Consider the following 24,195-nt stretch of genomic DNA (forward strand, 5'->3'; position numbering starts at 1 on the left):
AAAAAGCGTAGCTTATTTGTTTGTAAAAGATGTTCATCTTGTATGGAATGAAGTTTCTAGGGTTTTAAAGAATAAAGGTGTTCTTATTGCTGGATTTACAAATCCGTTACTATGGATTTTTGATGATAACCAAGAGCAAAAAGGTATTCTGGATGTTAAACATTCAATTCCTTCATCAACATTGGATTATTTACCAGAGGATGAAGTTCAAGATTACATCGATTCAAATCAAACAATAGAATATGCGCATACTTTAGAAGACCAAATCCAAGGCCAAATTGATGCTGGTTTTGCTATAACAGGTTTTTATGAGGATGATTTTGGTGGAACAAGGATATTGGATAAGCATATTAAAACATTTATTGCGACAAAAGCTATAAAATTAAAGATGGATTAAGAATTTTTGCTTGTCGCACGGGGCGTTAGTCGAAGAAGGCTCTTAAAATAGAAAAGGATGGTACTTTCCATCCTTTTCCTTATGTATTTTGAGTGTCGAAACTATTCTCAAAACAAGTTTTACACTACTAGTTGTATAATTAGGTTATGCTTTTATATTAAGAATTTTGCTGACCGAATCTTTTCCCGAGTTTAGCTAACAATTCAGGTTGATCGCTTTGGCTCATTATAACTTCAATAAAGATAAGTTGATTCTTATTAAAAGTTATATTTGTTAAGACTTCTGCTAATTCTGCTTCATTTTCTACTTTAAATGTTAGACTTTTTTCTTCGGATCCAAATACCATTGATAGTTTATTGTAATCCCACATCTGTATGTCATTATAAAGTTGGTTTTGGCCGTGAATGGCACGTTCAACAGTGTATCCGTTGTTATTGATTAAAAATATAATCGGTTTTAAATTTTGACGTAGTATAGTTGATAACTCTTGGGCAGTTACTTGGAAAGAACCATCACCAATAATTAAAATGTTGCGCCGTGATAAATTGGCGAGCTGTGTACCAAGTAGAGCGGGCAGTGTATATCCGATAGATCCCCATAACGGTTGACCTACATATGCAGTGTTATTAGGTAGAGGGATAGCGGCACTACCAAAGAAAGGTGTTCCTTGCTCTACAACTAAGACGTCGTTTTCTTGTAAGAAATGGTACATTTGCTGCCAAAAACGTTTTTGTGTGACCATTTGTGCTTTTGGATTGAACTCTTCAGTAAAAGGTGATGATTCTAAAATAAATGGCTTAACGTCAAGGGTATCTTTATTACGATGCTCAATTGAATCACTTAAATGTTGTAAAACATCCTGCATTACAACTGGACCGTATTTTTTATCTATAATTTTCACAGTGTAGGGATGGATTTCTATAACTTGTTCTTTTGTAAAACCTTGTGTGAAGCCGCCTGTAATAGTATCAGTTAACTTCACACCAATACTAATAATACAATCAGATTCATCAATTCTTTTTCGCAAGTACGGCGAACTTACATCACCAGTATAAACACCTATAAATTGAGGGTGTTTTTCTGGGAATATTCCTTTTCCCATACTGAACGTCGCGATGGGAAACCCAGTTTTTTCTACGAATTGATGTAAACTTTCTTTAGCATGAAATCGATCTACTTCAAAATCAGCTAAAATAACAGGTTTTTTGGCACTATTTATTTTTGAAATGGCATGTAGAAGCATTTTATTTAATGCTTCTTTATTACTTAAAATAGGTTTATTTATAATAGGTTCTGTCGGTTTATTAATTGGTTTATTATACACATCAATCGGCAAATTAATATGAACAGGGCGTTTTTCATTCCAACATGCACGTAAAACACGGTCAATTTCCTCAGCAGCATGCTCAGGTGTTACATTTGTTTGTGCTATAGTGATTTCTCGATACATATTGGAAAAGTGATCGAACTTTCCATCTCCTAACGTATGATGGACGATTGCTCCATTTTCCATTACTTTTGTTGGTGGCGTACCTGTAATTTTTATAACTGGCACGTTTTCCGCATATGAGCCAGCAATACCGTTAATAGCGCTTAATTCTCCGACACCGAAAGTAGTAATAAGAGCGGCGATTCCTTTTATGCGAGCGTACCCATCTGCTGCATATGCAGCATTTAATTCATTACAATTGCCAATCCACTTTAAATTTTTATGTGCTACCACATCATCTAAAAAGGCAAGATTATAATCACCAGGAACCCCAAATATATGTTCAATTCCTAATTCGTGTAGTCTATCCAATAAATATGTACTTACAGTATATTGTTTTTTCAAATGAATCATCTCCTAATTATGCAATGAATGTTTCAATAGACTGAACAAGTTCTAATGCGTTGATTAAAATATTCATTACTAGATTGTGGTATAATTTACATACAGGGGGAAAGTAGATGACACAACATAAAGAAGAACAGATGAATGAGGCATTAGCATTATTTTATTTTGCATATAAAACATTTACTGAAAAGCCAGATGAAATTATAAAAGAATATGGCATTCAACGAGTACATCATCGAATTTTATTTTTCATCGCACGTTTTCCAGGGATAAGTGTAAATGAGTTATTATCACTATTAGAAATAAGTAAGCAAGCGCTCCACGGACCGCTACGTCAACTTGTGGAAAAGGGCTTAATTGAGAGTAATGAAGCTATGCATGATCGACGTGTGAAACAGTTGTCTTTAACAGAAAAAGGTACAGATTTAGAGAAAAAACTGAGTGATGTACAAAGACAACAAATGGGTGCTATTTTTTCAAAATTTGGTGAATCATGTGAGGACAATTGGCACCAAGTTATGAATGAAATGGCAAATAGCCGATCAGGTTTTGATGCTTGGATATCGAAACGTGAAATACCAGTCGATCAAAAATAATGAAAAAACTTCTGTTTTTATCGTTTGAAAAAGAACAAATTTTATCCATACATTTGGCAACTATCGATTGGTCATAGAGTGAATGGATAAAAAGATACATTACTAGATACTTTATACGTGTACGCAATGGAACAATAAAATTCACATTTCCGAAAGGGGAATTATAATGATAAAACTTGTACTTATTCGTCACGGACAAAGCTTATGGAATCTTGAAAATCGCTTTACTGGATGGACAGATGTTGATCTATCAGAGAATGGATTAAGTGAAGCGAGAGAAGCAGGAGCAATATTAAAGAAAAACGGATATACTTTTGATGTGGCTTATACATCTGTATTAAAACGCGCAATTCGGACGTTATGGATTGTACTTCATGAGATGGATCTTACTTGGGTTCCAATACATAAATCTTGGAAGCTAAATGAAAGACATTATGGTGCATTGCAAGGGCTGAATAAAGATGAAACTGCTCAAAAGTATGGTGAGGAGCAAGTTCATATTTGGAGAAGAAGTGTTGATGTAAGACCACCGGCTCTTACTGAAGACGATCCTCGATATGAAGCGACCGATCCAAGATATAAAACACTCAAAAAAGGTGAATTTCCATTTACTGAATGTTTAGAGGATACGGAGAAGAGAGTACTTGCTTATTGGCATTCAGAAATTGCGCCGACATTAAAAAGTGGTAATAAAGTAATTATTTCATCACACGGTAACACAATTCGCTCGCTAGTAAAATATTTAGACAACCTTTCAAGTGATGGTGTAGTTTCATTAAATATTCCAACTAGCATTCCGCTTGTTTATGAATTAGACGAAAACTTACGTCCGATTCGTCATTATTATTTAAGTATGGATGGAGAAGTACCTGAAGGGGAAATTCCGAAACATATTTCTTTTTAATACGAAAATTTGAAATGAATGCTTGTCTACATATACAATATAGACTCATGGTAAAGTGAAATTTTAATCAGTGGGGTCTTACTGCCCACAAATAGCAGGATAAAAGACGTGGTACCTTCTAATATATATGCGATGTAGCTAATTTTAGAAGCTTGTCCACGTCTTTTGTCATAAAGAGAGCAGCTTGCGCATGTAATGATATCGTGAGTAGTTTTTGAATGGAGGGTGATGTGATTAATGATCTCTAACATTCGAATTGGCTTATTTGTTTTAGCGATTGTCTTTGTAGTCCTTGTTTTCTTTTATTGGAAAAATGAAGAGTTGTACGAGGAGAAGAAGCAACGTATTAGAAAGACTTGGTATGGTTTGTTTATCATATCTGTCACCGTGTATTTCATTATAAAAGGAATCGATTTAACCCTCTGGAAAAATCTTTTAATGTTTACTGCAATGGTTATTTTTGTTGATATTGCGTTCATTTTAACGCCTAATATTTCAGAAATATGGGGTGCAAAATTTAGCGATATTGGCAAGACAGTTCAATCCATAAAACGATCATTAATTGCATCTAAAGCAAGAGGAGAAATATACACGACAATTATTCAAAATGTTAATCCAGCAGTATTCGGTACGATGGAATGGCATACGGAAGAGGAATATACAAAGAGCTTAAATGCATTTTTAGATTCATATGGGGAAAAGATTGGCGCGAAAATTGTTGTTTTTGAAGCTGCGAAGGAATTAAATACAAACTTTCGTGGTATTCGCTCACAATTTAGTATTATCGTCCCGTTAGAACATATCGAGCAATTGAATGAGCAGAAAGCGGTGCAAGTAGAAAATGTCGGGATTATACCAGCAAAAATAGTAAGTGACGTTTTCATTGTTATTGATGGAAAGAAAAATAACCTGCAAGATCGGGATTTTGAAAATGTATATAATTTAACAATACATCATAGTTATTTTAGTAAATAAGGACAGAATCTTTTTCTGTCCTTTTCTTCTATACATAAATTAAAAACAAAATCCGACAAAGTTGAATAAAATTGGACAATCATTCCTACACTAGCATGTAGAGGTGATTGTAGTGGTAAAAGATTATGACAATGATTTTTTTAAAGAAGATAACGAAGATACAACAGATTTCTCTTTAATAAAAGGGGATACGTTGCAGCAAGTAGAAGAATTAGAAGAAGAATTAAAAAGAAAATCATAAGTGTACACTCTTTCTACATTTGCTATATAATATAAATAAAAGGTTGTATCTTTTTGAAAAGGGGGAGAAGAGATGGCTGAAGTCAATGTACAAAAGTCTTCGTTTTTTAAAGAAAAAAAAGAAGAATCCAATACAGATTTCTCTCTTGTAAAAGGTGCATTAACGGAGAATATAAATCGGTTAGAGAAACTGATGAATAATAGTAGTTCAAAATATATACAGGTGAAAAGAACAAAAGAAAATGCATAGAGCATTTTCTTTTGTTTTTTATTTAATAGTAAACTTATCTTTTACTTTTTTAGGTAAATCTGTTTTCTGAATCTCTTCATAGGACTTTACTTCAATTGATGATATTTCATTGTTGCTATTATCATCTTGATCTACATAAAGGCGTAAAAACGCGTCTTCATTTAATTTATGATTGTTTTCTTTTTTTGTACTTCTAAATGTAATTTGTTTTTTGACGCCATCTTCATCATATGCGGACAGCGTATAGTTTCGTAAGTTTCTATGATCTACTTTTTCGATAGTTCCTTCGCCTTTTATCTGCATGTAATATACATCTTTACCAATTCTATTTAGTGACGCTCTCTCACAGCCAATAGTAAAACTAAAAAATAATAAACATAGTGTAATAATTGCTAAAAACTTTTTCATTTTCTTTATCTCCTTTAATGTGTTTCTTTAAAAAGTATACGACTATTATTAAATGAGAAAAATCGATGTAGATTACAACGCCCTTACAATGTTGTAAGAGTGTTGTACATAAAATGAACAATAAAAGTTAAAAGAAAGATAAAATAATGAATCATGGTATAATGATATGAGACTTACATATTATTTTTTCATTTTGAGAGGAGCTTGAAAAATGTATTCTACTTTAGAACAATTAACAAAGCACCCTGTATTTTTTCATTTTGCAGAAATTTCAAAGATTCCTAGAGGATCAGGTAATGAAAAGGAAATTAGTGATTATTTAGTGGGCTTTGCAAAAGAGCGTAACTTAGAAGTCATTCAAGATGAAGCATTAAATGTCATTATTAAAAAAGAAGCAACAGCTGGTTATGAAAATGTACCAGCTATTATTATTCAAGGTCATATGGATATGGTTTGCGAAAAAAATCAAGCAACAGTACATGATTTTGAAAAAGATCCAATTGAATTACGAATCATTGGGGACATGTTATATGCAAATCAAACAACTTTAGGTGCTGATAATGGTATTGCAGTTGCGTATGCATTAGCTTTATTAGATTCAAAAGAAATTCCGCATCCAGCACTTGAAGTCGTTATCACTACTGAAGAAGAAACGACAATGGGCGGAGCTTTTGCTATTGATCCAAATCATTTTGAAGGAAAGATATTTATAAATATTGATTCTGAAGAAGATCATAAATTACTTGTAAGTAGTGCAGGTGGTGCGAAAGCTGTTGAAACAATTCAAGTAATTTGGGATGAAACGCCAGCGAATATGGATGCATACCGTATATATGTTGGTGGTCTAAAAGGCGGCCATTCTGGTATGGAAATTGATAAACAACGCGGTAATGCGAACAAAGTATTAGGACGAGTATTACGTGATTTATCAGTACATACGGAGTTTTACATAAGTGAAGTTCACGGCGGATTAAAAACGAATGCAATTCCGCGTGAAAGTGTAGCTACAATTTTAATTCGTACAGAAGATGTAGGACAAGTAGAAGAAAAACTAGAATCATGGACACGTGTATTACAAGAAGAAATGCGTGCTGTTGATCCAGATGTTCATGTTACACTGACAAAATTGGATGAAAAAGTTGAAAAAGTATTTGCTAAAGAGACACAAAAGCAGCTTATTTCATCATTATTCTTAATTCCAAATGGCATTCAAAGTATGAGCATGGATATTAAAGGTCTTGTAGAAAGTTCAACAAATTTAGGCGTTATTGAAACGTTGCAAGATGAAATTAAATTACGTAACGAAGTGCGAAGTTCTGTAAGTAGTTTAAAACAACATGTTGCAGAAGAAATCAAATATATTGCTGAATTAGTTGGTGCTACATTTGAAATAGAGTCAGAGTATCCAGAATGGCCATACAATCCAAACTCACAAATTCGTAATTTATTTGAAAAAGTACATCAAGAAAAATACAATAAAGAAATTGAAATCTTCGCTGTACATGCGGGGATTGAGTGTAGCGCATTCGTTCAAAAGATGCCTGAATTAGATGCAATTTCATTCGGACCAGACATTTTCAACGTCCACACTCCAGATGAACATATCAGTATCTCTTCTGTAGTGAATAACTGGGGATTCTTCATTGATGTAATGAAGGGTACGAAAGAATTAGCTAAGTAATAACGACGAAATAAAAAGGAGTCTATAAAAATTTATAGGCTCCTTTTTTGTGTTGGAATTTATCCCACTATTTGCCGGGCAGCCCGATTGGTTCAACTAATAATCAGTGGGGGATGAATAAAACCACTACTGATTAAAGTTTCACTTTATGAGAAGTCATTTTTCGTTAGTATGTAATATTAAGCTTGAACAATTAATAAGGATGAATTGTTGATGTTTTTTAGTACTGATAAAGAGGTGGAGAAATGAAGGGAAGAAATCATTTTATTGTTTGTATGTTTTTATTGTTTTTCACATTTAGTTTTATTGGTGTTCAGAAAATAATAGCAGAAGAAGTTGAATTTTCAGGAACAACAGCTCCATTGAATGTAAATGTTAGAGAGGCAAAAAGTTTAAATGCAAATATTGTAGATGTGATTCCCGGAAATACAAAAGTATCTTTTAAAGGATGGGAGTATGGTGAAGCGGTTAAAGATTACTGGACAGGATATTTAGATAATCGTTGGTTTTATTATTTTAAAGATGAAAAAAAAGTATATGTAACGTCAGCGTATATTAATGGAAATCCCCCAAGTACACCAACAGACCGTAAATTATCTGTACCTAACATATTACAAGAAAGATCAAATTGGTGTTGGGCAGGCACTTCGGTTTCAGTTTTAAATTATTTTGGGAAAACTCCTTCACAAGATCAGTACGTTAGGTATGTTAAAGGTGGATCATATAATAATCCTGCAACTTCACGTGAAATACAATATGGATTATCGGGATATGGTGTTAGCTCAGCTATAAGTTCTGGAGCAAAATCTTATGATTGGTTCAAAAGTCAAATTAATAGTAATCAGCCGATGATTGCACTCATTATGTGGCAAAATGGAGCTAACATCGGACACTTTCTAGTACTTGATGGATTTTATAAAGGGACAAATGGAACAGATTATATAACATACATGGACCCTTGGTATGGTGATCATTATAATCATAATTTCAGTACGTTCCATAACAATAATAATTTTTGGTGGAGTGAAACTGTTTATAATATCCATGCAAACTAATAATATTAAAAGCGGGGGTTCATAAATGGGAAAACTACTTAAGCTTGTGATACTGTGCATGTGCTTAATGACCGTTATTATTTTCGCTAGTAAAATTAGTTATGCATCAAAAAATAAAAGTGAATCAGTACAATCGATCGCATTAAAAGATTATCAATATAGTAAGGGAAGTTCTTCTGAAAATTTAAGTTTTGAAAAAATAACAACATCTCCATTTTCGTTACCAATCTATGAAACAATTCCAGCACAGCAAATTTTAAATAGCTCTGAATTTAAGAATTTACTATTACCAACAAATGAAAAGCTGTGGTTTATTATGAAGGGTGAGCAGCCAGAAGGACTAATTGTTGCGAATGATACTGAACCGATTCGAACGGGCGGAGAAAATAGAAGTAAAGATTTATATGGATTATATAAAGCAATAAAAAATAATACAAATGAAACAAAAGATATTAGTTATTTCGAATTTGAAGGGCAAGGAATATTGGTAGTAAATCAAAATAATGATCAAGAAATATACCTTAGTAAAGGTGCCGCTGCCATATTAAAACTTCCTGCTGGTCAAAAAGTATTGAGCAGTGAAGTAATACAGAAAATGAAAGAGAGAATTGTAACTGGTTTTGAATAGTGGTAATATCTGATTTTTTTTGTTTATACAAGGTTGAATAGGGAACAGGATCAATGGTAGCATTAGGGCATCTTTACTGTTTGAAACCTAATAGTGTATATAAAAAGGTTAGAGAAGTTAATTCTCTAACCTTTTTATATTAATGTCTGAAATTTAAAAAGTGATGGAGTAAACCAAATAATAAAAGTTTGTCTGCTCTTCTATTTTTATTTGCAATTTAAACTCGTTATATTCAGCTATCTATTGTACAACCTTTTTACATAGCTGAATTTTTTTATTTGAAAATAAGGGTGCATCTATAAAACCATAATGATAAACTAAAATACCTAATTCCACTCTAGAATTAATATGCCATTTTTCTTTAATATGATTAATTATCGTTGAAATTCTTCGAGGGGTAACATATATTTTTTTTGAAATTTCTGCATCTGTGTATCCTTTTGCTACATAAATAGCCACTTCTAACTCTCTTTCGGTCAACATTCTTTTCATAAAATACGCTCCTTCGAAATTATTTATATAAAAATCAAAAGAAACTATTAAAAGAAATAAAGGTGAAAAATCATATTTATTTTAATCCAGCTATTTGCGGGTAGTAAGACTCCGACCTCAAAATTTAGATGTGGCAAAGAAGTCGGACTCCCTGTAAAAGCCTGCCTGGGGTGGACTAATAATCAGTGGGGGTGAATAAAACGCACATTGATTATTAGTGAACCATATTTTAATAATTTCTCGTATTGTGATACAAGTTTGTAAAAGAAACTATAAATCCATATAATTAGTAATTGTAACTATATCAATTTTACATTACATTAAAAGTTGGAAAATATTCTTATACTCATAAAGTGTTACATTTGAGGGAGGAAAGATGGAATTCTACAATCTTGGTATTATTATTAAAGAACTTAGAAAGAAAAAAAACATGTCACAATCTGAATTATGTCATGGAATATGTTCACAAAGTCAAATTAGTAAGATAGAAAAAGGTATTATTTATCCATCTAGCATATTGTTGTATCAATTATCTGAAAGACTTGGTATTGATCCAAATTATATATTCGCACTAACCAAAAATAAAAAAATAAAATATATTGAAAATGTAAAATGTGTAATGAGAGATTGTGTAAAACAAAAACAATATAATGAGCTTTATGAAATAGTAAAAAAAGAGAAAAATGATAATAATTTCCAATCGAAAGAGGATAAACAATTTTTATTATGGCATGAAGCGATTGCTATATATTATGTAAATGGAGCAACAAGTAATGCTTTTGACATTTTAAATAGAGCACTAAAACAAACCTTAAGTAGTACTAACTTTTTATCAGAAAAAGAAATAAGCATAATGAATTCAATTGCTATAATACATGCAGAAAATGAAGAGTATGAGAAAAGTATAAATATATTAAAACAAAGTTTAATTAATTTTAATAAGATAGAATTTCCTAGAGAAAAAGAAATCAAATTAAGACTCATTCATACGTTAACAAAATGTTTACACCTTGCAAATCAATATGAAGAAGCAATAAAGTATAGTGAAATAGGTATAAAATTAGCCATAAATATGAATACTTTATACTTATTAGGTGAATTGTTTTTTGAAAAAGGTGCAATTTTATTGAAAGTTCAGCACTCTAATGAAGTTGGTTTAACAGACATAAAAAAAGCATTATTTATATTTGAACTAACTGAAAGAAAACAATATATAAAAATGATCAAGGAAAAATATATTAAAAATCAAGAATAAACAAGAAAGAATTTTAACATAAACTATTCCTAATTGTTATTTATTTCTAAAAAAAGTACTGTAATACGAACTATTCCTAATTGTTGTTTATTGCTAAAATGAATACCGTAATATTAGATAAATATAAAGGGTGGCATTTTATGAAATCAAGAGGAATTACTCGTAAAGCAGATAGTATGGGGCGTATTGTTATTCCAATGGAAATAAGACGGAGTTTAGGAATTGTAGAAAAAGATTCTCTTGAAATGTTTATAGAAGAGGATCAGATTATTTTACGAAAATATCAATCTCCAAGAGCTTGTGCACTTACAGGAGATATTTCAGACAGCAATATTTCGTTAGCGAATGGGAAGATTATTGTAAGTCCAAACGGGATGGAACTGTTAATAAAGAAGTTACAGCAATATCTTTTAAAGTAAAAGATAAGTAAGAACTTTAAAATAGAATATACTTGGACAAAGTCCTCTATTCATTTAGGGGGCTTTTTTATTGTTATCAATAAAATTGAGGGGCCGTAGTTGGTTCAATGGAATACGAATTACCTTGTAAATAGTCTGACTATTTTTTAGAAAAAACTATTCATTTACATTTTTTGGTTTCGTGTTATATTTTTAATGTTAACATAGTTGTATTGAAAATTCTGATTTTAAAATTAGGAAAACTTTAGAAAATGAAATACTCTTACTTGAATTGAAAATCATATAAACATAGTTTGAAAGTAAAGTATGAAAATGAATCAGATTTTCAAATTAAATTTGTCAATTCAATAGAGGTTCGTGGGGGAAATGTAGCTAAGAACAAATCTCTTATACTCCATGTTTTTTATTTGTAAATCGGTAATTCTAATAGCTCTGACGAAAAGTAAAGGAGTAAAAAAGAAGTGGATAGTTTGTTTAATGAAGATAGGGTGTAAAAAATAAAACAACGGAGGTTTTATAATGAATAAAGGAATACTGCAGATTACAGAAATTGAGGAAATTACTATTCCGAATCTATTGAAGGATAAAATGAAGAATCTGATAGAAAATGAATTAAAAACTCATAATCCTTATACTTGTGATCAAGAAATAGCAGCATATTTTTCAAAAGAGTGGCTTAATTGTTTGATTGACTATTCAAAGAAAAATCCGAATTCAGATATGAAAAACCTACTACATATGATAAAAATAGCGAATTGTGGCGGGAACGTACCGCCTATCCTTATTAAAAATACTCCATGTGATCCTATAGAAACACTATTACCTGGGGAAAATCGCAGAGGTTTTAATTATGGTGAAGACGAACACGATAGAATGAAAAAATATTTTTATGCAGAATGGGTCACCTGGCTTTTTGCCACACTTTTTAATTATGATGCTTTAATTCACCCATCCGAACATGCTGGGAAAAATAGATTTCATCTTATTTCGCCTTTAAATAACGATGAAGTTTTGCGAAATGTCGGTGCAAGCACCGGTGGCGGGAACTTTTATCAACATAACGATGCCACAGTGTATACAGATATGAAAGACCAGTCAGATATTGAAGCGAGATTGAATACATTCAATACAAATTTAGAAATTGTATCAAATAGACTTAATAAATCCGTGGAACGAATAGTGTCTGAAATTACTTGTGGCAAATTTACTAGAGTTGATGCTCTTTTATTAAAAGGAGTGTTAAATTTAAAAACTCAAACTCATATTGGAACGCCAAAATTACTTCAAAAGCATCTTGAAGAAAATCACTTCAGTAAAGATGACATATTGGCGATAAGTAAAATGCCTATTGCTCATATCGCAGGAATGGCTGATGGTGAAATATCTGGATTTGTAGGGGAAATAAACCAAATTATATTTTTGGATGATAATGGCGATATTATTGCAACTTGTTTAAATGGAGCAGAAAATAGATTGATTTATGTGGGAGAAAGTGAAGAAGAAAAATTGAAATTTGACATGTTTTTAGAACTCTTACGAACAACGCCTACTTATAAGGTTCCACTTACATCTGAAGATTTATTACTTATACCAAATTCATACTATGGTAAACAAACAAATGTAACTCATGGTAGAGAAAGGTTATCTGAGGAAGAATATAAAATCCCGATTGGAAATAATAAATACGGAAGAAGAATTGTTTGCAGGCAATACGTTTCCAGCCGATTACGTGATCAGAAAGAAAGTTACTTTAAAGATTTAATTAACTAGTTTAAAGAGAGGAGGGAAGATGGGGAGGTTTGGGGTATAATAGCTCAAGCCTTCCCATATTCTTTGTATGGATTTTACTATTGAATTACTCATACTACTATTTTTAGTAGCTGTATTAGCAGGATGGATAGATACGATTGCTGGAGGCGGTGGTATGATAACTATCCCGATAATGTTATTAGTAGGTATGTCTCCTTCTGTAGCGATAGCAACTAATAAACTGCAAGGGAGTAGCGGAACTCTCATGGCAACAGTGTTTTTTATTAAGAAGAAAGAAATTAATCTTAAAGAAATGCGTTTGTCCATCTTAATGACCTTTTTTGGATCAGTTTTCGGTGGATGGCTTGTTTTACAGATACGAGCAGAATATCTAATTATGATATTACCTTTTTTACTTGTTTTTATTGGCATTTATTTTCTATTATCTCCAAATATAGCAAACGAAGATCGACCGAGAAAAATAAGTATGTTGTTGTTTGCGTTAACAGTGGCTCCGTTACTGGGATTTTATGATGGTTTCTTCGGCCCAGGAACAGGTAGTTTAATTGCTTTAGCATTCATTCTCTTATGTGGATATAGTGCTACACGGGCGACTGCAAATGCTAAGATTTTGAACTTTACAAGTAATTTCGCTGCTTTGTTGTATTTTATTATTTTTGGCCAAATCGATTGGACAATTGGATTGATTATGATGCTTGGTCAAATAATAGGATCATATATTGGGGCGAAGATGGTGCTTACAAAAGGGACGGCATTAATACGACCAATAGTGGTTATTGTTTGCTTTGTCATGGCAATTAAGATTTTTTTACAAAATATGAACTAAATGTAATCAATATATTATTTGTATCAAAGTTAGAGTGTTTTCATGTTCCTATTGCAGTATTACACTGTTTAAGATGTGTTCAAAATTACACAATTTGACTAGTGTAATGTATTGCGTTATGCTTTTTTATAGTATAAAAGAAAGGCTTGAAGATAATGATTCGTCGTTTGAGAAAGCTAAAAAATGTAGCAGTCGTAGTAAGCTTCTAAGTAAATAGCAATATATATAATACTTAGAAGCGAGGAATAAAGTTATGAAGCATCCATTATTTAATCATTGGTCAGAAACAAAGTATATAAAAGATATAGTAACAAATCCACTCATTGAAGTAGGAGAGTACTCCTATTATTCAGGCTATTATAGTCATCAAAATTTTGAAGATGGCTGTGTAAGGTATTTGTGGGGAGATGCTAAGTCCCAAGCACTGTTCAATCCAATTGAACAGATGGGATGGCACCTTGACAAACTCATTATTGGGAATTATGTTTGCATAGCAAGCGGGGTAGTCATTTTAATGGGTGGTAATCATAATCATCACTCAGAATGGATTACAGTATATCCATTCGCTGAGCAAATTAAACAATCATATGAACCTAAGGGAGATACAGTCATTAAAAGTGATGCTTGGATTGGAATGAATGCTATAATAATGCCTAGCGTTACTATTGGTGAAGGTGCAATTGTTGCTGCAGGATCAGTCGTAAGTAAAGATGTTCCGCCGTATACAATAGTTGGTGGAAATCCTGCTAAGGAAATAAAGAAACGATTCACTGATACAGAAATAAACATGTTAATGGAAATGCGTTGGTTTGATTGGGATAGGAAATTGATTGAGAAGGCAATTCCGCTGTTATCTAGTCCATCCATCGAACCATTATTTGCTTTTTATAAAAATGAAGTGAAAAATAAATAAATCAGTTAGAAAAACTACATCCAGTATAGGGTGTAGTTTTTTATTTTTTGTAAATGTGGAACAAATGTATTATTTAGATTGTCTATTAACTGTAATCCTAAAAAAATATGAAAGTGTGAATCATTTTGAAAAATATAAGGGGATTAAAAATAAGGATATGTGTGGGAATACAAAGTATTAGCGCACCTGAAAATGTCGGATGAGATGGTCTATATGAAAGCGATTCTAACGTTTTATATGTATATACAATTTGAGAACACTTTCTATTTTTTTGCGGGATTATGTTAGAATAACGCTTTTTTTAAGTACAAAGAAATTGGAGGTAACAGAAGTGAAAGGTATGTTTTGCAATAGAGTTATTGCAATAGTAACAGTACTTACAATATTTTGTAGCATGGTCGTTACAATTGGAAAAGCAGCAGCGGAAACAGATCCTGCTATAGACGTTGAAGCAGGGTCAGCAATTTTAATAGAAGCAAATTCTGGAAAAATTTTATATGAAAAAAATGCAGATGAATCATTGGCAATTGCTAGTATGACAAAAATGATGAGCGAATACTTAGTTCATGAAGCGGTGGATAAAGGAAAACTTAAATGGGATCAAAAAGTTAAAATCTCTGAATATGCACATAAGATTTCGCAAGATCGTTCACTATCAAATGTTCCATTAGAAAATGGTGGCTCTTATACGGTAAAAGAGTTATATGAGGCAATGGCAATTTACTCTGCAAATGGTGCAACAATTGCTTTAGTTGAACAGATTGCTGGTAAAGAGGTCAATTTTGTAAAAATGATGAACGATAAGTCAAAAGAGTTTGGTATGAAAGACTATAAGTTTGTAAACTCTACCGGCTTAACAAATCAAGATTTAAAAGGATATCACCTAGAAGGGACAACTCTAGACGAGAAAAATAAAATGTCTGCAAGGGATTGTGCAATTTTAGCACAACGTCTTATTCAAGATTTTCCCCAAATATTAAATACAGCAAAAATTCCTAAAAAAACATTCCAAGAGGGTGGTAAATATCCAATTGATATGGCGAACTTTAACTGGATGTTAAAAGGTTTAATTAAGCAATATGAAGGTGTAGATGGTTTGAAAACAGGAACGACTCCAGAAGCGGGAGATTGTTTCACTGGTACAGTAGAAAGAAATGGTATGCGCCTAATTTCTGTAGTGATAAAAGCAAAATCTCATACGGCACGTTTTGATGAAACAAAGAAATTATACGATTATGGATTTGCGAATTTTGAAGTGAAGAATGTCTACGGAAAAGATTCAGTAATAAAAGGACATGAAACAGTTCGAGTGGCAAATGCAAAAGACAAAGATGTAGTAGTTCAAACGAAGCAAGCTGTTTCACTTCCAATGCCGAAGGGCAATAAAGACATTTATAAAAAAGAATTTAAAGTATCGAATACGGAACAAGAAGCGCCTATTAAAAAAGGTGTAACAATTAGTAAAATGATTATCTCGTCTAAAGATAATACAGATCCTGGGTTCTTATCAGGTAATTCATTACAAATAGACCTTGTAACAAAATCTGATGTGGAACAAGCAAATTGGCTTACACGTTTTATACGTAAAACAGGATCTTTTTTTAGTGGTATGTGGGATCGTACGATTGATATAGTAAAAAGCTAATTTTATAGGATACAACTAAATATTAGTTTGAAACAAAAGGTTTCAAAGCACTATAGATTCTTATGTGGATAGCTTGGAATGTCAGGGTGTAATTTTTTCTTCTTACTTTGTGCATTGCAATGACACTACTTTTTTCTATAGTTTCGTATCATGTAATCGAAAAGAAATGTATCAACTGGGCAAAACAAAGAACAACAAATTTTTTGAAAAAAGTATAAGTCCTAGAGGGATTTTATTTCTTTAGTAAATATACGAATATGACCGATTCCTTAGTATACTTGGGAATCGGTCAATTTTGGATTCTAAATGTAAATATAGTAAAGTGGAATATAATTGAAATCGAAAACCACTTAGAAATAACAATTACGGTGTGAGCTATTGTATAGTATAGATATGTTTAAAAATAAAGGGGGAATACATATGTGGAAGCGATTTGTAGCAATTGGTGATAGTTTTACAGAGGGGATAGGGGATGAAGTTGAGGGAATTGCATTAAAAAGCTGGGTAGATCATTTTGTTCAACTGTGTGAAAAAGATATAGAATATGCCAATTTTGCAAAGCGTGGGTTAGTAACTGAAGAAATTCGCTTGCAGCAATTGGAAAAGGCGTTAACTTTTAATCCAGATTTGGTTAGTCTCATTGCAGGGGCAAACGATGTTTTAAAAGGACGTTGGAATCATGATGCATATAAGAACGATATGGAATTTATGATAGATACATTAAGTAAAGCAGGGGCTGATATTATTATAGCAAACCTTCCTGATTTTACAGTTAGGCTTCCTTTTGCTTCTGAAAAAAAACAAGAAATAAAAGAACAATTATTAGAGGCAAATGAAGTTATACATTCACTGAGCAGAGAGTATAAGCTTCATCATGTTGATTTTTGGAATCATCATTTAGTTAATGACAATACGCTTTGGTCTAAGGATTTAATTCATCCAAACTCAAAAGGATATGTAAAAGTTGCTGAATTGATTTTTAGTAGTTTGCCTGTACAGAAGACAAAATAATAGTTTGCAATGTAACGAATATGATATTAAGTGTATGAAGCTATGTTTTTTAGTAAATGGAAAGAACTAAACATTTAGCAAACAAAGCGTTTCTACGATATATTTCTACAGTAGTGCACAAATACAGAATCACAAAGAAAGATCACTTATGGAAATAGGTGGTCTTTAAATGTTTTTATAACTAAATTAGTATATACTGTATTACTAACAATTTCGTACTACATAAAAATTAAGTTCTCTTATAGAAAAACTGATTTTATATTATCTTAAAATATAATAACATGTTCAAATGATATTTTGGGTATGTATCCTAATTGTGAATGATGTGTAATTTTTTTGAAGTATAAATATCCAATAAATAAAATAGGTAGTAGGTGCAGAAGTATTAATACTATATTATTCAATTATTGTTATGAGTACATTAGTGATTAGTAATATTATATTTTTATTATCAACTTTAGTTATTGGAATTAATTTGAATAGAAAATATGTAGGATAGGGAAAGGTACATATACTTTAATGTATATGTACCTTTTTATTTAGTAGGATTTATAGTCTCTATAAATTATTATATTAATAAAATTAAAAAACTTTATTCTTAATATTCCTATGGTTAAAGCTATCTATAAAATGAAAATATAACCAAATAATAGTTTTGTTATGATTTGTGGATTTGGTTTTTTTATCCGAATTTTCTGATTCAAATATTTCAACTTTATGAATATAGTAGGTGAAATATTTGTGTGATAGTATTTGAGATAGAAAAAAGCCAACTTTAAAAAGGATGTGAATTGAATGTGCAAACGACTGTAAAGGGTTATATTAAGGCAACGTTTAGCTGTTATTAGTGTAAGGTAAAGATATATTTTGTAACAGTTGATATAAAAATGAAGAAATAGGTACGCTTTCGCTTGTCTGACTATTTTAAATATATGAAAAATAAGAGCGGTTTGAGTTTTGACGAAGTTAAATTCTAGGTGAGATGTCAATAATGATTAATTAAGTTTAATAAAGAGGTACCTTATACGCAAAAGCGTTTATATTAGTAACCTAAGGAGCTTGCTTTTATGAAAACTACTGATTCAAAAGGCCTATTAGGAAATAGGGTTTATTTACAAGTTTTCTCTGCCTATTCATTGCTTATGCTTGGTGTTTTTATTGATATGTTAGCGATTATGACTATAGTTGGGTTTGAATGGGAAGTAGATCCTACTATGATTGGATTGATTCCTGTTGCATATGCACTTCCTGGAATTATTTTTGGCTCATGGGCAGGTGTTATTGCAGATCGTTTTAGAAAAATTCCAATTATGATGTTCTGTAATCTAATGGTTGGTCTAATAACAATTGCTCTTTTATTTGTACAAGATATCCACTGGCTCTTAGTGGCATTAATGATTCGTTCCATTTTTATTGTTTTCTATTATCCTGCACAGCAAACACTAACAAGACAGATTGTATCCCCGGACTTGCTTACTAAAGCAGTAAGTATCAACGGAATAGTAGAGCAGGGTACAAAGATAGTAGGCCCACTTATAGGGGGCATGTTGCTGAGTTGGTTTCAACCAGAGTTCTGCCTCATTATAAGAGCTATAAGTTGTTTATTAGCTACCTTAGTTCTCATACCCACAATAAAATTTAAAGAAACTATATCGAAAGAATTTGTTGAAAAGCAAAAACAAAGTACTTGGACCGCTTGGGTACAAGGGTGGGGTTATGTGTTATCTAATCGGATAATATTATCAACCATGATTTTCGTTACAATAGCCATGGCGGTATTACAATTAGTAGACTCACAATTTCCAACTTTATTTAAGAGCTTATTCCCACATGATAAAAGTAAAATGGGATATATCATTTCTATTATTGGTCTTGGCGGAATACTTGGTGCATTACTAACTCAGAAATTAAAACAATTTCAATATGGCTGGGTAGTATGTGGAGGTATGGTTTTAATGGGAATTGGTTTTGGGGGGATTGGTTTGATAACGCCCGGTACGGTCTTCGTTTTAGCCTATTTAATTAGTTTTATCGCTGGTATCGGAAGTGGGCTGATGCTTGTATCTAATCAAGTCATTTTACAAATAGAATCGGATCAAGATCAAGTAGGAAGAGTATTTGGTATACAAAGCAGTTTAACAAACGCAGTTTTAATTATTTCTCCTGCTATGAGTGGTCCATTAGTGCATTTGTTTGGAGTAACTCAACTCTATGTTTATGGAGGGATTGGGCTTGTTATTATTGGAGTAATTGGAGTTTCACTGCAGAAATATTTATGGGCTAAACATAAACACGAACCTATAAGAGCAAATAATTTTTGAAGGGAAGATTTTTATGACCAATGAGGAATGTTATCCATTAAGCCATCCGCAGCGAAGAATATGGTATACAGAAGTTATTCATTCTGATAAAGGAATATGTAATTTAAGATTTTTATTTAAACTTCATCGAAAAATGAACTATTCAAAATTAAACCAAGTTGTGAATCGCGTTATCAGTGAAAATGACGGTCTGTGCATTAGGTTAAAAGAAAATGGGCATCAAGAACCTAAACAATATTTTATTAAACATGAAGAACAAGAATTTGAGTTTTTTGATTTCAGTAATGTGGAGAATACAAATTTGCTTGAGGAATGGATTGAGCAGAAAACAAAAGAAACGTTTACATTATTTAATTCGAATTTATACTATTTCGCTTTAATAAAATTAAACGATAATGAATGTGCGGTCTTTGGAAATGTTCATCATATTATTATGGATGGTTTATCAATTCAAATATTTACTGAGCAGATTGCAAAATATTATTATGACATGCATAACGAGAATGAGGAAGGCGAAATTAAAAATTCATATGTTCAATTTCTGACTAATGAACAAACATACTTGAATAGTAGTCGTTTTCAAAAAGATCAAAAATTCTGGTTAGAGGAATTTAAAACACTGCCATCTGTGACCGGGTTGAAGCCTTATAATACGTACCAAGTTAGTACCAAAGCATCACGTGAGACGTTTATATTAACGGAACATTTGAAGAGAAAGATAGAAAAATTTTCTGAAGATTACAAAATTAGTTTATATACTCTTTTTGTTGCTGCTTTCTCGTTGTCCATGTATCGGTGGACCTCATCGCTTGATATTGGTTTAGGAATGGCTTACGGCAACCGTATGACTAAAATGGAACGAAAATTGATTGGAATGATGGTGAGTACAGTTCCTTTAAGAATGGATATTGATCCAGAAGAAGAAGTACTTTCATTTATTAGTAGGGTGTCCAGAAAACAAAGTAAATCATTAAGACACCAGAAATATCCATTTGATTTGTTATTAAAGCAGATTAATAAAGAGAGTAACAGTAATGTGAGACTTTTCGGAACTACGATTGATTATAGGGATCGTGATGAAAGTGGTGACTCACTATGGATTCCAAACCGTGAAGAAGTACAAGATTTTGCAGTGCATATTGAAAATCTAATTGATATAGACTCTTTACATGTACATATTGATTATCGTGAGGAGCTATTTTCTAAGGAAGAGATAGAACGATTCTTTAACGTTATGCTAGTGATACTGGAAAATATTTTTGAAAACCCAAAGCAGAAGGTTGCTGAAATAGAAATCATTTCTGAGGAAGATAAAAGAAAAAGTTTAGTTGAGTTCAACAATCCTAAACTGGATGTCCCGCCTCAAGCAACTATTCATGAAATGTTCGAACGGCAAGCGATGATTTATCCAAATGCTATTGCAGTTACGTATGAAAAAGAAAAAATTACTTATAAGGAGCTTAATGAACGTGCAAACCAGTTAGCTCATTATCTGCAGAAAAAAGGAGTAGGACCTGATACTTTAGTTGGACTGTGCGTTGAACGTTCCCACGAGATGATTGTAGGTATTTTAGGGATTTTGAAGGCTGGTGGGGCTTATGTCCCACTTGATCCAACATATCCAGAGCAACGACTTCAATATATTTTAGAAGATGCTAGCATTCAGTTATTCGTAACGCAAGAAAGTTTAAAAGAATTGAACTGGTTACCAGAAAATGTTGAGTCGATTTGCCTGGATCGTGATCAAGATGAGATTGGGAAAGAAAGTAAGACTTTGCCGGTTTCTAGTGTCGGTCCCCAAAATCTGGCATATGTAATCTATACTTCGGGATCAACGGGAAATCCAAAGGGCGTTATGATAGAGCATCACAATGTCATTCGGTTATTTAAATCGACGGATTGTTGGTATCAGTTTAATGAAAAAGATACTTGGACGCTTTTTCATTCGTATGCATTTGATTTCTCAGTATGGGAAATTTGGGGAGCATTATTATATGGTGGAAAATTAGTTGTTGTTCCGTACTGGATTAGTCGATCACCTAAGGATTTTTATCAATTATTGGTGGAGGAAGAAGTCACAGTTCTAAATCAGACACCTTCCGCATTTCGACAATTAATACAAGTGTGTGAACAAGAAGATAAGAATAAAAATTTGCAGCTGCGTTATGTCATATTTGGCGGAGAAGCGTTAGAACCTACTAGCTTGTTACCGTGGTTTCAAAGGTATGGGGAGAAAAACCCACAGTTAATTAATATGTATGGAATTACAGAAACTACAGTTCATGTTACATATTATCCAATTACTTTAGATGATGTGCAGCAGGCTTCAAGAAGTAATATTGGAAAGCGGATTCCCGATTTAGAAGTGTATATATTAGACGCTTATCAACAACCTGTTCCTATAGGTGTTGATGGTGAACTTTATATTGGCGGGGCAGGGCTTGCACGTGGGTATTTAAATAGACCTGAATTAACAGCAGAGCGTTTTATATCTCATCCATTTAGTAGTGATCTGAAAGCAAGATTATACCGGACAGGAGACTTAGCGAGGTATTTGCCAGATGGGAATCTAGATTATCGTGGAAGAATTGATCATCAGGTTAAAATACGTGGTTTCCGAATTGAGATTGGGGAAATTGAGTCTACTTTACATACATATGCATATGTAAAAGAGGTAGTTGTAATTGTAAGAGAAGATCAGCCAGGCGATAAACGATTAGTAGCATATGTTGTAGGAGATGGAAATGTAGATGCGTGGAGAGAGTATCTTAAAGCGAAACTACCAAGTTATATGGTTCCTTCGGGATTTGTGGCGATGGAAGCTATTCCACTTACAGCTAACGGTAAAGTTGATCGTGAGGCCTTACCTATGCCGGAGGAAACGCAGATTAATAGTGAATGTGTTGGCCCTCGGAATAGTAACGAACAGATACTAACTACCATTTGGAAGAGAGTATTAGGTGTTAAAAAGGTGGGAATCTATGATAATTTCTTTGAAATTGGTGGCGACTCGATTCTCAGTATTCAAATCATATCTCAAGCAAGTCAAGTGGGGTTAAAACTTACTCCAAAGCAAATGTTTGAATGCCCAACTATCGCTGAGCTGGCACAAGTGGCTATAGAAACGCAGGGAGTACAAGCGGAGCAGGGAATTGTGATAGGTGATGTGCCTCTTACTCCAATTCAGTGCTGGTTCTTCGAGCAAGAACATCCACATACAGAGCATTGGAATCAATCAATGCTTTTAAGAGTAAAAGAAAGATTGGATGTGAAATTACTAGAGAGAGCGATATTAAATTTACTGAAACATCATGATGCTTTACGTTTCCGGTACGAACAGTTACCAAACGGAACGTGGAGGCAGAGAAATGAAGAGACTGATGAGCTGTCAGTACTCCATGTTGTAAAACGGAATCAAGTTAATGAAAAAGAGTGGAATAAAATAATACAAGAAGAGATGAACATTCATCAAGCTAGTTTCAATATAGTTACTGGTCCGTTAATGAAAGTAGTGTACTTTGAAGATAACTTGACTGGAAATGATCGGATATTCTGGGTGATACATCATTTAGTAGTAGATGGAGTGTCATGGAGGATTCTATTGGAAGATTTACAGGTGGTATATAACCAAATGAAACAAGGTCAAGAAATTCGCTTACCTGCGAAAAGTACATCTTTTAAAGAATGGTCTGAACGACTTCAGACATACAGTGATTCGGGTATTTCAAAAGAAGTAAAGGATTATTGGAATGAACAAGTAGAAAAAGAAACGATGAAAATTCCAATGGACTATCCAATACAAGAAACGACAGAAGAATCGATTGATCAAGTGACGAGGACTTTAGGAATAGAAGAAACACAAGCATTGTTTCACGAAGTTCTAGTCACTCATAAGACAAGGATTGATGAGGTACTATTAACAGCATTAGGACAAGCTATCGTCGATTGTACAAATCAGCAAACCGTTTCTATTCATCTAGAAGGACACGGGAGAGAAGAGATGATTGAAGGTATTGATTTATCAAGGACAGTGGGCTGGTTCACGAGTATTTATCCCGTTCATCTCAATTTTCAAGGAACTCAGACACCTATTGAAGGGTTAAAGGCAGTCAAAGAGCAATTGCGTCGAATCCCAAATCGCGGAGTTGACTATGGTATTTTACGTTACTTGAATAAAGGATTACTTCCGTTTTATCAGCAAAAGCCTTCAATAAGCTTTAACTATTTGGGCCAATTTGATCAGGTGTTTTCAAGGGACTCTTTGTTTATGCAAGAGACAGGATTTACATTTTTAGATCATGCTCCAGATTCCAAACCATCTCATCTAATTGATGTTATCGGAATGGTGAAAGATGAAAAGTTACATTTTATTTGGATGTATAGTAGGGAACAGTTTTCTAAATTAAAAATTCAAGTGATAGCAGATGGTATGTTGAGGCATCTTCGTCAACTTATAAATAAACCAACAACAGAGTCTGCTTTTACGGTATCAGATTTTGCTGATGCAGAGGATCTTACGGAAGAAAGCTTGAGCAAAGTATTACTTAAATTAACAAAGAAGAGGGTGTAAAA

20 protein-coding genes and 2 pseudogenes are annotated in these 24,195 nt (G+C 32.7%); 19 read left to right on the top strand and 3 right to left on the bottom strand.

All coding sequences use genetic code 11. The features are described 5' to 3' along the window. Positions 1–7 precede the first annotated feature (7 nt). A pseudogene (locus tag NST27_RS11850) lies at positions 8–397 on the top strand (SAM-dependent methyltransferase); the annotation flags it as partial. Positions 398–554: 157 nt separating this feature from the next. Here the strand turns inward: NST27_RS11850 and NST27_RS11855 are convergent. After that, a complete protein-coding gene (locus tag NST27_RS11855) occupies positions 555–2,240 on the bottom strand; it encodes an alpha-keto acid decarboxylase family protein (protein WP_033689678.1) in 1,686 nt (561 codons plus the stop codon). 107 nt (positions 2,241–2,347) lie between these two features. On the opposite strand from NST27_RS11855, the gene NST27_RS11860 reads away from it, so the two are divergent. The 5 genes from NST27_RS11860 (at position 2,348) to spoIISB (ending at position 5,199) form a co-directional block, all read left to right on the top strand. Beyond that, positions 2,348–2,830: a MarR family winged helix-turn-helix transcriptional regulator gene (locus NST27_RS11860; protein WP_000191888.1), complete on the top strand. Its 483-nt coding sequence runs from the start codon at positions 2,348–2,350 to the stop codon at positions 2,828–2,830. 166 nt (positions 2,831–2,996) lie between these two features. Next, entirely contained in the window at positions 2,997–3,734 is a 738-nt protein-coding gene (gpmA, locus tag NST27_RS11865; RefSeq protein WP_000594150.1) for a 2,3-diphosphoglycerate-dependent phosphoglycerate mutase, read from the top strand. A gap of 237 nt (positions 3,735–3,971) precedes the next feature. Then, the gene (locus NST27_RS11870; RefSeq protein ID WP_000624973.1) at positions 3,972–4,709 is read left to right on the top strand and encodes a type II toxin-antitoxin system SpoIISA family toxin; all 738 of its coding nucleotides are present in this window, start codon (positions 3,972–3,974) and stop codon (positions 4,707–4,709) included. Between the two features lie 112 nt (positions 4,710–4,821). Further along, a complete protein-coding gene (locus NST27_RS11875; RefSeq protein WP_000237818.1) occupies positions 4,822–4,950 on the top strand; it encodes a hypothetical protein in 129 nt (42 codons plus the stop codon). A gap of 72 nt (positions 4,951–5,022) precedes the next feature. Then, a complete protein-coding gene (gene spoIISB / locus NST27_RS11880) occupies positions 5,023–5,199 on the top strand; it encodes a stage II sporulation protein SB (RefSeq protein WP_000852629.1) in 177 nt (58 codons plus the stop codon). A gap of 18 nt (positions 5,200–5,217) precedes the next feature. Here spoIISB and NST27_RS11885 read toward each other — a convergent pair whose 3' ends face one another. Continuing rightward, the gene (locus tag NST27_RS11885; RefSeq protein WP_000713866.1) at positions 5,218–5,607 is read right to left on the bottom strand and encodes a YxeA family protein; all 390 of its coding nucleotides are present in this window, start codon (positions 5,605–5,607) and stop codon (positions 5,218–5,220) included. 211 nt (positions 5,608–5,818) lie between these two features. Between NST27_RS11885 and pepD the strand changes: the two genes are divergently transcribed. The 3 genes from pepD to NST27_RS11900 all read left to right on the top strand — a co-directional run bounded on the left by pepD (position 5,819) and on the right by NST27_RS11900 (position 8,971). After that, entirely contained in the window at positions 5,819–7,288 is a 1,470-nt protein-coding gene (pepD, locus tag NST27_RS11890) for a beta-Ala-His dipeptidase (protein WP_000287515.1), read from the top strand. A 245-nt stretch (positions 7,289–7,533) separates the two neighbouring features. After that, positions 7,534–8,343 carry a papain-like cysteine protease family protein gene (locus tag NST27_RS11895; protein ID WP_000678511.1) on the top strand — a complete coding sequence of 270 codons (810 nt, stop codon included), beginning with the start codon at positions 7,534–7,536 and terminating at the stop codon, positions 8,341–8,343. A 25-nt stretch (positions 8,344–8,368) separates the two neighbouring features. Beyond that, complete coding sequence (locus NST27_RS11900) at positions 8,369–8,971, top strand: hypothetical protein (protein WP_000517260.1); 603 nt, start codon at positions 8,369–8,371, stop codon at positions 8,969–8,971. 240 nt (positions 8,972–9,211) lie between these two features. Here the strand turns inward: NST27_RS11900 and NST27_RS11905 are convergent, their stop codons facing one another. Beyond that, complete coding sequence (locus tag NST27_RS11905) at positions 9,212–9,463, bottom strand: response regulator transcription factor (RefSeq protein ID WP_000827560.1); 252 nt, start codon at positions 9,461–9,463, stop codon at positions 9,212–9,214. Positions 9,464–9,839: 376 nt separating this feature from the next. Between NST27_RS11905 and NST27_RS11910 the strand changes: the two genes are divergently transcribed. The 10 genes and pseudogenes from NST27_RS11910 (at position 9,840) to NST27_RS11955 (ending at position 24,193) form a co-directional block, all read left to right on the top strand. After that, complete coding sequence (locus tag NST27_RS11910; RefSeq protein ID WP_000397984.1) at positions 9,840–10,718, top strand: helix-turn-helix domain-containing protein; 879 nt, start codon at positions 9,840–9,842, stop codon at positions 10,716–10,718. Between the two features lie 140 nt (positions 10,719–10,858). Beyond that, a complete protein-coding gene (locus NST27_RS11915; RefSeq protein ID WP_000842216.1) occupies positions 10,859–11,137 on the top strand; it encodes an AbrB/MazE/SpoVT family DNA-binding domain-containing protein in 279 nt (92 codons plus the stop codon). Positions 11,138–11,656: 519 nt separating this feature from the next. Continuing rightward, positions 11,657–12,907: a hypothetical protein gene (locus NST27_RS11920; protein WP_001032365.1), complete on the top strand. Its 1,251-nt coding sequence runs from the start codon at positions 11,657–11,659 to the stop codon at positions 12,905–12,907. Positions 12,908–12,974: 67 nt separating this feature from the next. Further along, the gene (locus tag NST27_RS11925; RefSeq protein ID WP_000347986.1) at positions 12,975–13,733 is read left to right on the top strand and encodes a TSUP family transporter; all 759 of its coding nucleotides are present in this window, start codon (positions 12,975–12,977) and stop codon (positions 13,731–13,733) included. A gap of 253 nt (positions 13,734–13,986) precedes the next feature. Beyond that, positions 13,987–14,646: a CatB-related O-acetyltransferase gene (locus tag NST27_RS11930; RefSeq protein WP_000682539.1), complete on the top strand. Its 660-nt coding sequence runs from the start codon at positions 13,987–13,989 to the stop codon at positions 14,644–14,646. Positions 14,647–14,977: 331 nt separating this feature from the next. Then, positions 14,978–16,291: a D-alanyl-D-alanine carboxypeptidase family protein gene (locus tag NST27_RS11935; protein ID WP_000677705.1), complete on the top strand. Its 1,314-nt coding sequence runs from the start codon at positions 14,978–14,980 to the stop codon at positions 16,289–16,291. Positions 16,292–16,383: 92 nt separating this feature from the next. Continuing rightward, positions 16,384–16,509: pseudogene (locus NST27_RS11940) on the top strand (acyltransferase family protein); the annotation flags it as partial. Positions 16,510–16,711: 202 nt separating this feature from the next. Then, a complete protein-coding gene (locus tag NST27_RS11945) occupies positions 16,712–17,302 on the top strand; it encodes an SGNH/GDSL hydrolase family protein (RefSeq protein WP_000265873.1) in 591 nt (196 codons plus the stop codon). A 1,067-nt stretch (positions 17,303–18,369) separates the two neighbouring features. Further along, positions 18,370–19,623 (top strand): MFS transporter, encoded by a 1,254-nt coding sequence (locus NST27_RS11950; protein ID WP_000858613.1) that lies wholly within the window; start codon positions 18,370–18,372, stop codon positions 19,621–19,623. A gap of 13 nt (positions 19,624–19,636) precedes the next feature. Next, positions 19,637–24,193 carry a non-ribosomal peptide synthetase gene (locus NST27_RS11955; protein WP_047386139.1) on the top strand — a complete coding sequence of 1,519 codons (4,557 nt, stop codon included), beginning with the start codon at positions 19,637–19,639 and terminating at the stop codon, positions 24,191–24,193. The last annotated feature ends 2 nt before the right edge of the window (positions 24,194–24,195 follow it).

It is taken from the genome of Bacillus sp. FSL W8-0770, assembly GCF_038008705.1.
GTDB lineage: Bacteria > Bacillota > Bacilli > Bacillales > Bacillaceae_G > Bacillus_A > Bacillus_A cereus.

Coding starts and splice junctions, on each gene's coding strand:
- NST27_RS11855 (WP_033689678.1), bottom strand. CDS start 2,240: ATGATTCATTTGAAAAAACAATATACTGTAAGTACATATTTATTGGAT.
- NST27_RS11860 (WP_000191888.1), top strand. CDS start 2,348: ATGACACAACATAAAGAAGAACAGATGAATGAGGCATTAGCATTATTT.
- gpmA (WP_000594150.1), top strand. CDS start 2,997: ATGATAAAACTTGTACTTATTCGTCACGGACAAAGCTTATGGAATCTT.
- NST27_RS11870 (WP_000624973.1), top strand. CDS start 3,972: ATGATCTCTAACATTCGAATTGGCTTATTTGTTTTAGCGATTGTCTTT.
- spoIISB (WP_000852629.1), top strand. CDS start 5,023: ATGGCTGAAGTCAATGTACAAAAGTCTTCGTTTTTTAAAGAAAAAAAA.
- NST27_RS11885 (WP_000713866.1), bottom strand. CDS start 5,607: ATGAAAAAGTTTTTAGCAATTATTACACTATGTTTATTATTTTTTAGT.
- pepD (WP_000287515.1), top strand. CDS start 5,819: ATGTATTCTACTTTAGAACAATTAACAAAGCACCCTGTATTTTTTCAT.
- NST27_RS11895 (WP_000678511.1), top strand. CDS start 7,534: ATGAAGGGAAGAAATCATTTTATTGTTTGTATGTTTTTATTGTTTTTC.
- NST27_RS11900 (WP_000517260.1), top strand. CDS start 8,369: ATGGGAAAACTACTTAAGCTTGTGATACTGTGCATGTGCTTAATGACC.
- NST27_RS11905 (WP_000827560.1), bottom strand. CDS start 9,463: ATGAAAAGAATGTTGACCGAAAGAGAGTTAGAAGTGGCTATTTATGTA.
- NST27_RS11910 (WP_000397984.1), top strand. CDS start 9,840: ATGGAATTCTACAATCTTGGTATTATTATTAAAGAACTTAGAAAGAAA.
- NST27_RS11915 (WP_000842216.1), top strand. CDS start 10,859: ATGAAATCAAGAGGAATTACTCGTAAAGCAGATAGTATGGGGCGTATT.
- NST27_RS11920 (WP_001032365.1), top strand. CDS start 11,657: ATGAATAAAGGAATACTGCAGATTACAGAAATTGAGGAAATTACTATT.
- NST27_RS11925 (WP_000347986.1), top strand. CDS start 12,975: ATGGATTTTACTATTGAATTACTCATACTACTATTTTTAGTAGCTGTA.
- NST27_RS11930 (WP_000682539.1), top strand. CDS start 13,987: ATGAAGCATCCATTATTTAATCATTGGTCAGAAACAAAGTATATAAAA.
- NST27_RS11945 (WP_000265873.1), top strand. CDS start 16,712: ATGTGGAAGCGATTTGTAGCAATTGGTGATAGTTTTACAGAGGGGATA.
- NST27_RS11950 (WP_000858613.1), top strand. CDS start 18,370: ATGAAAACTACTGATTCAAAAGGCCTATTAGGAAATAGGGTTTATTTA.
- NST27_RS11955 (WP_047386139.1), top strand. CDS start 19,637: ATGACCAATGAGGAATGTTATCCATTAAGCCATCCGCAGCGAAGAATA.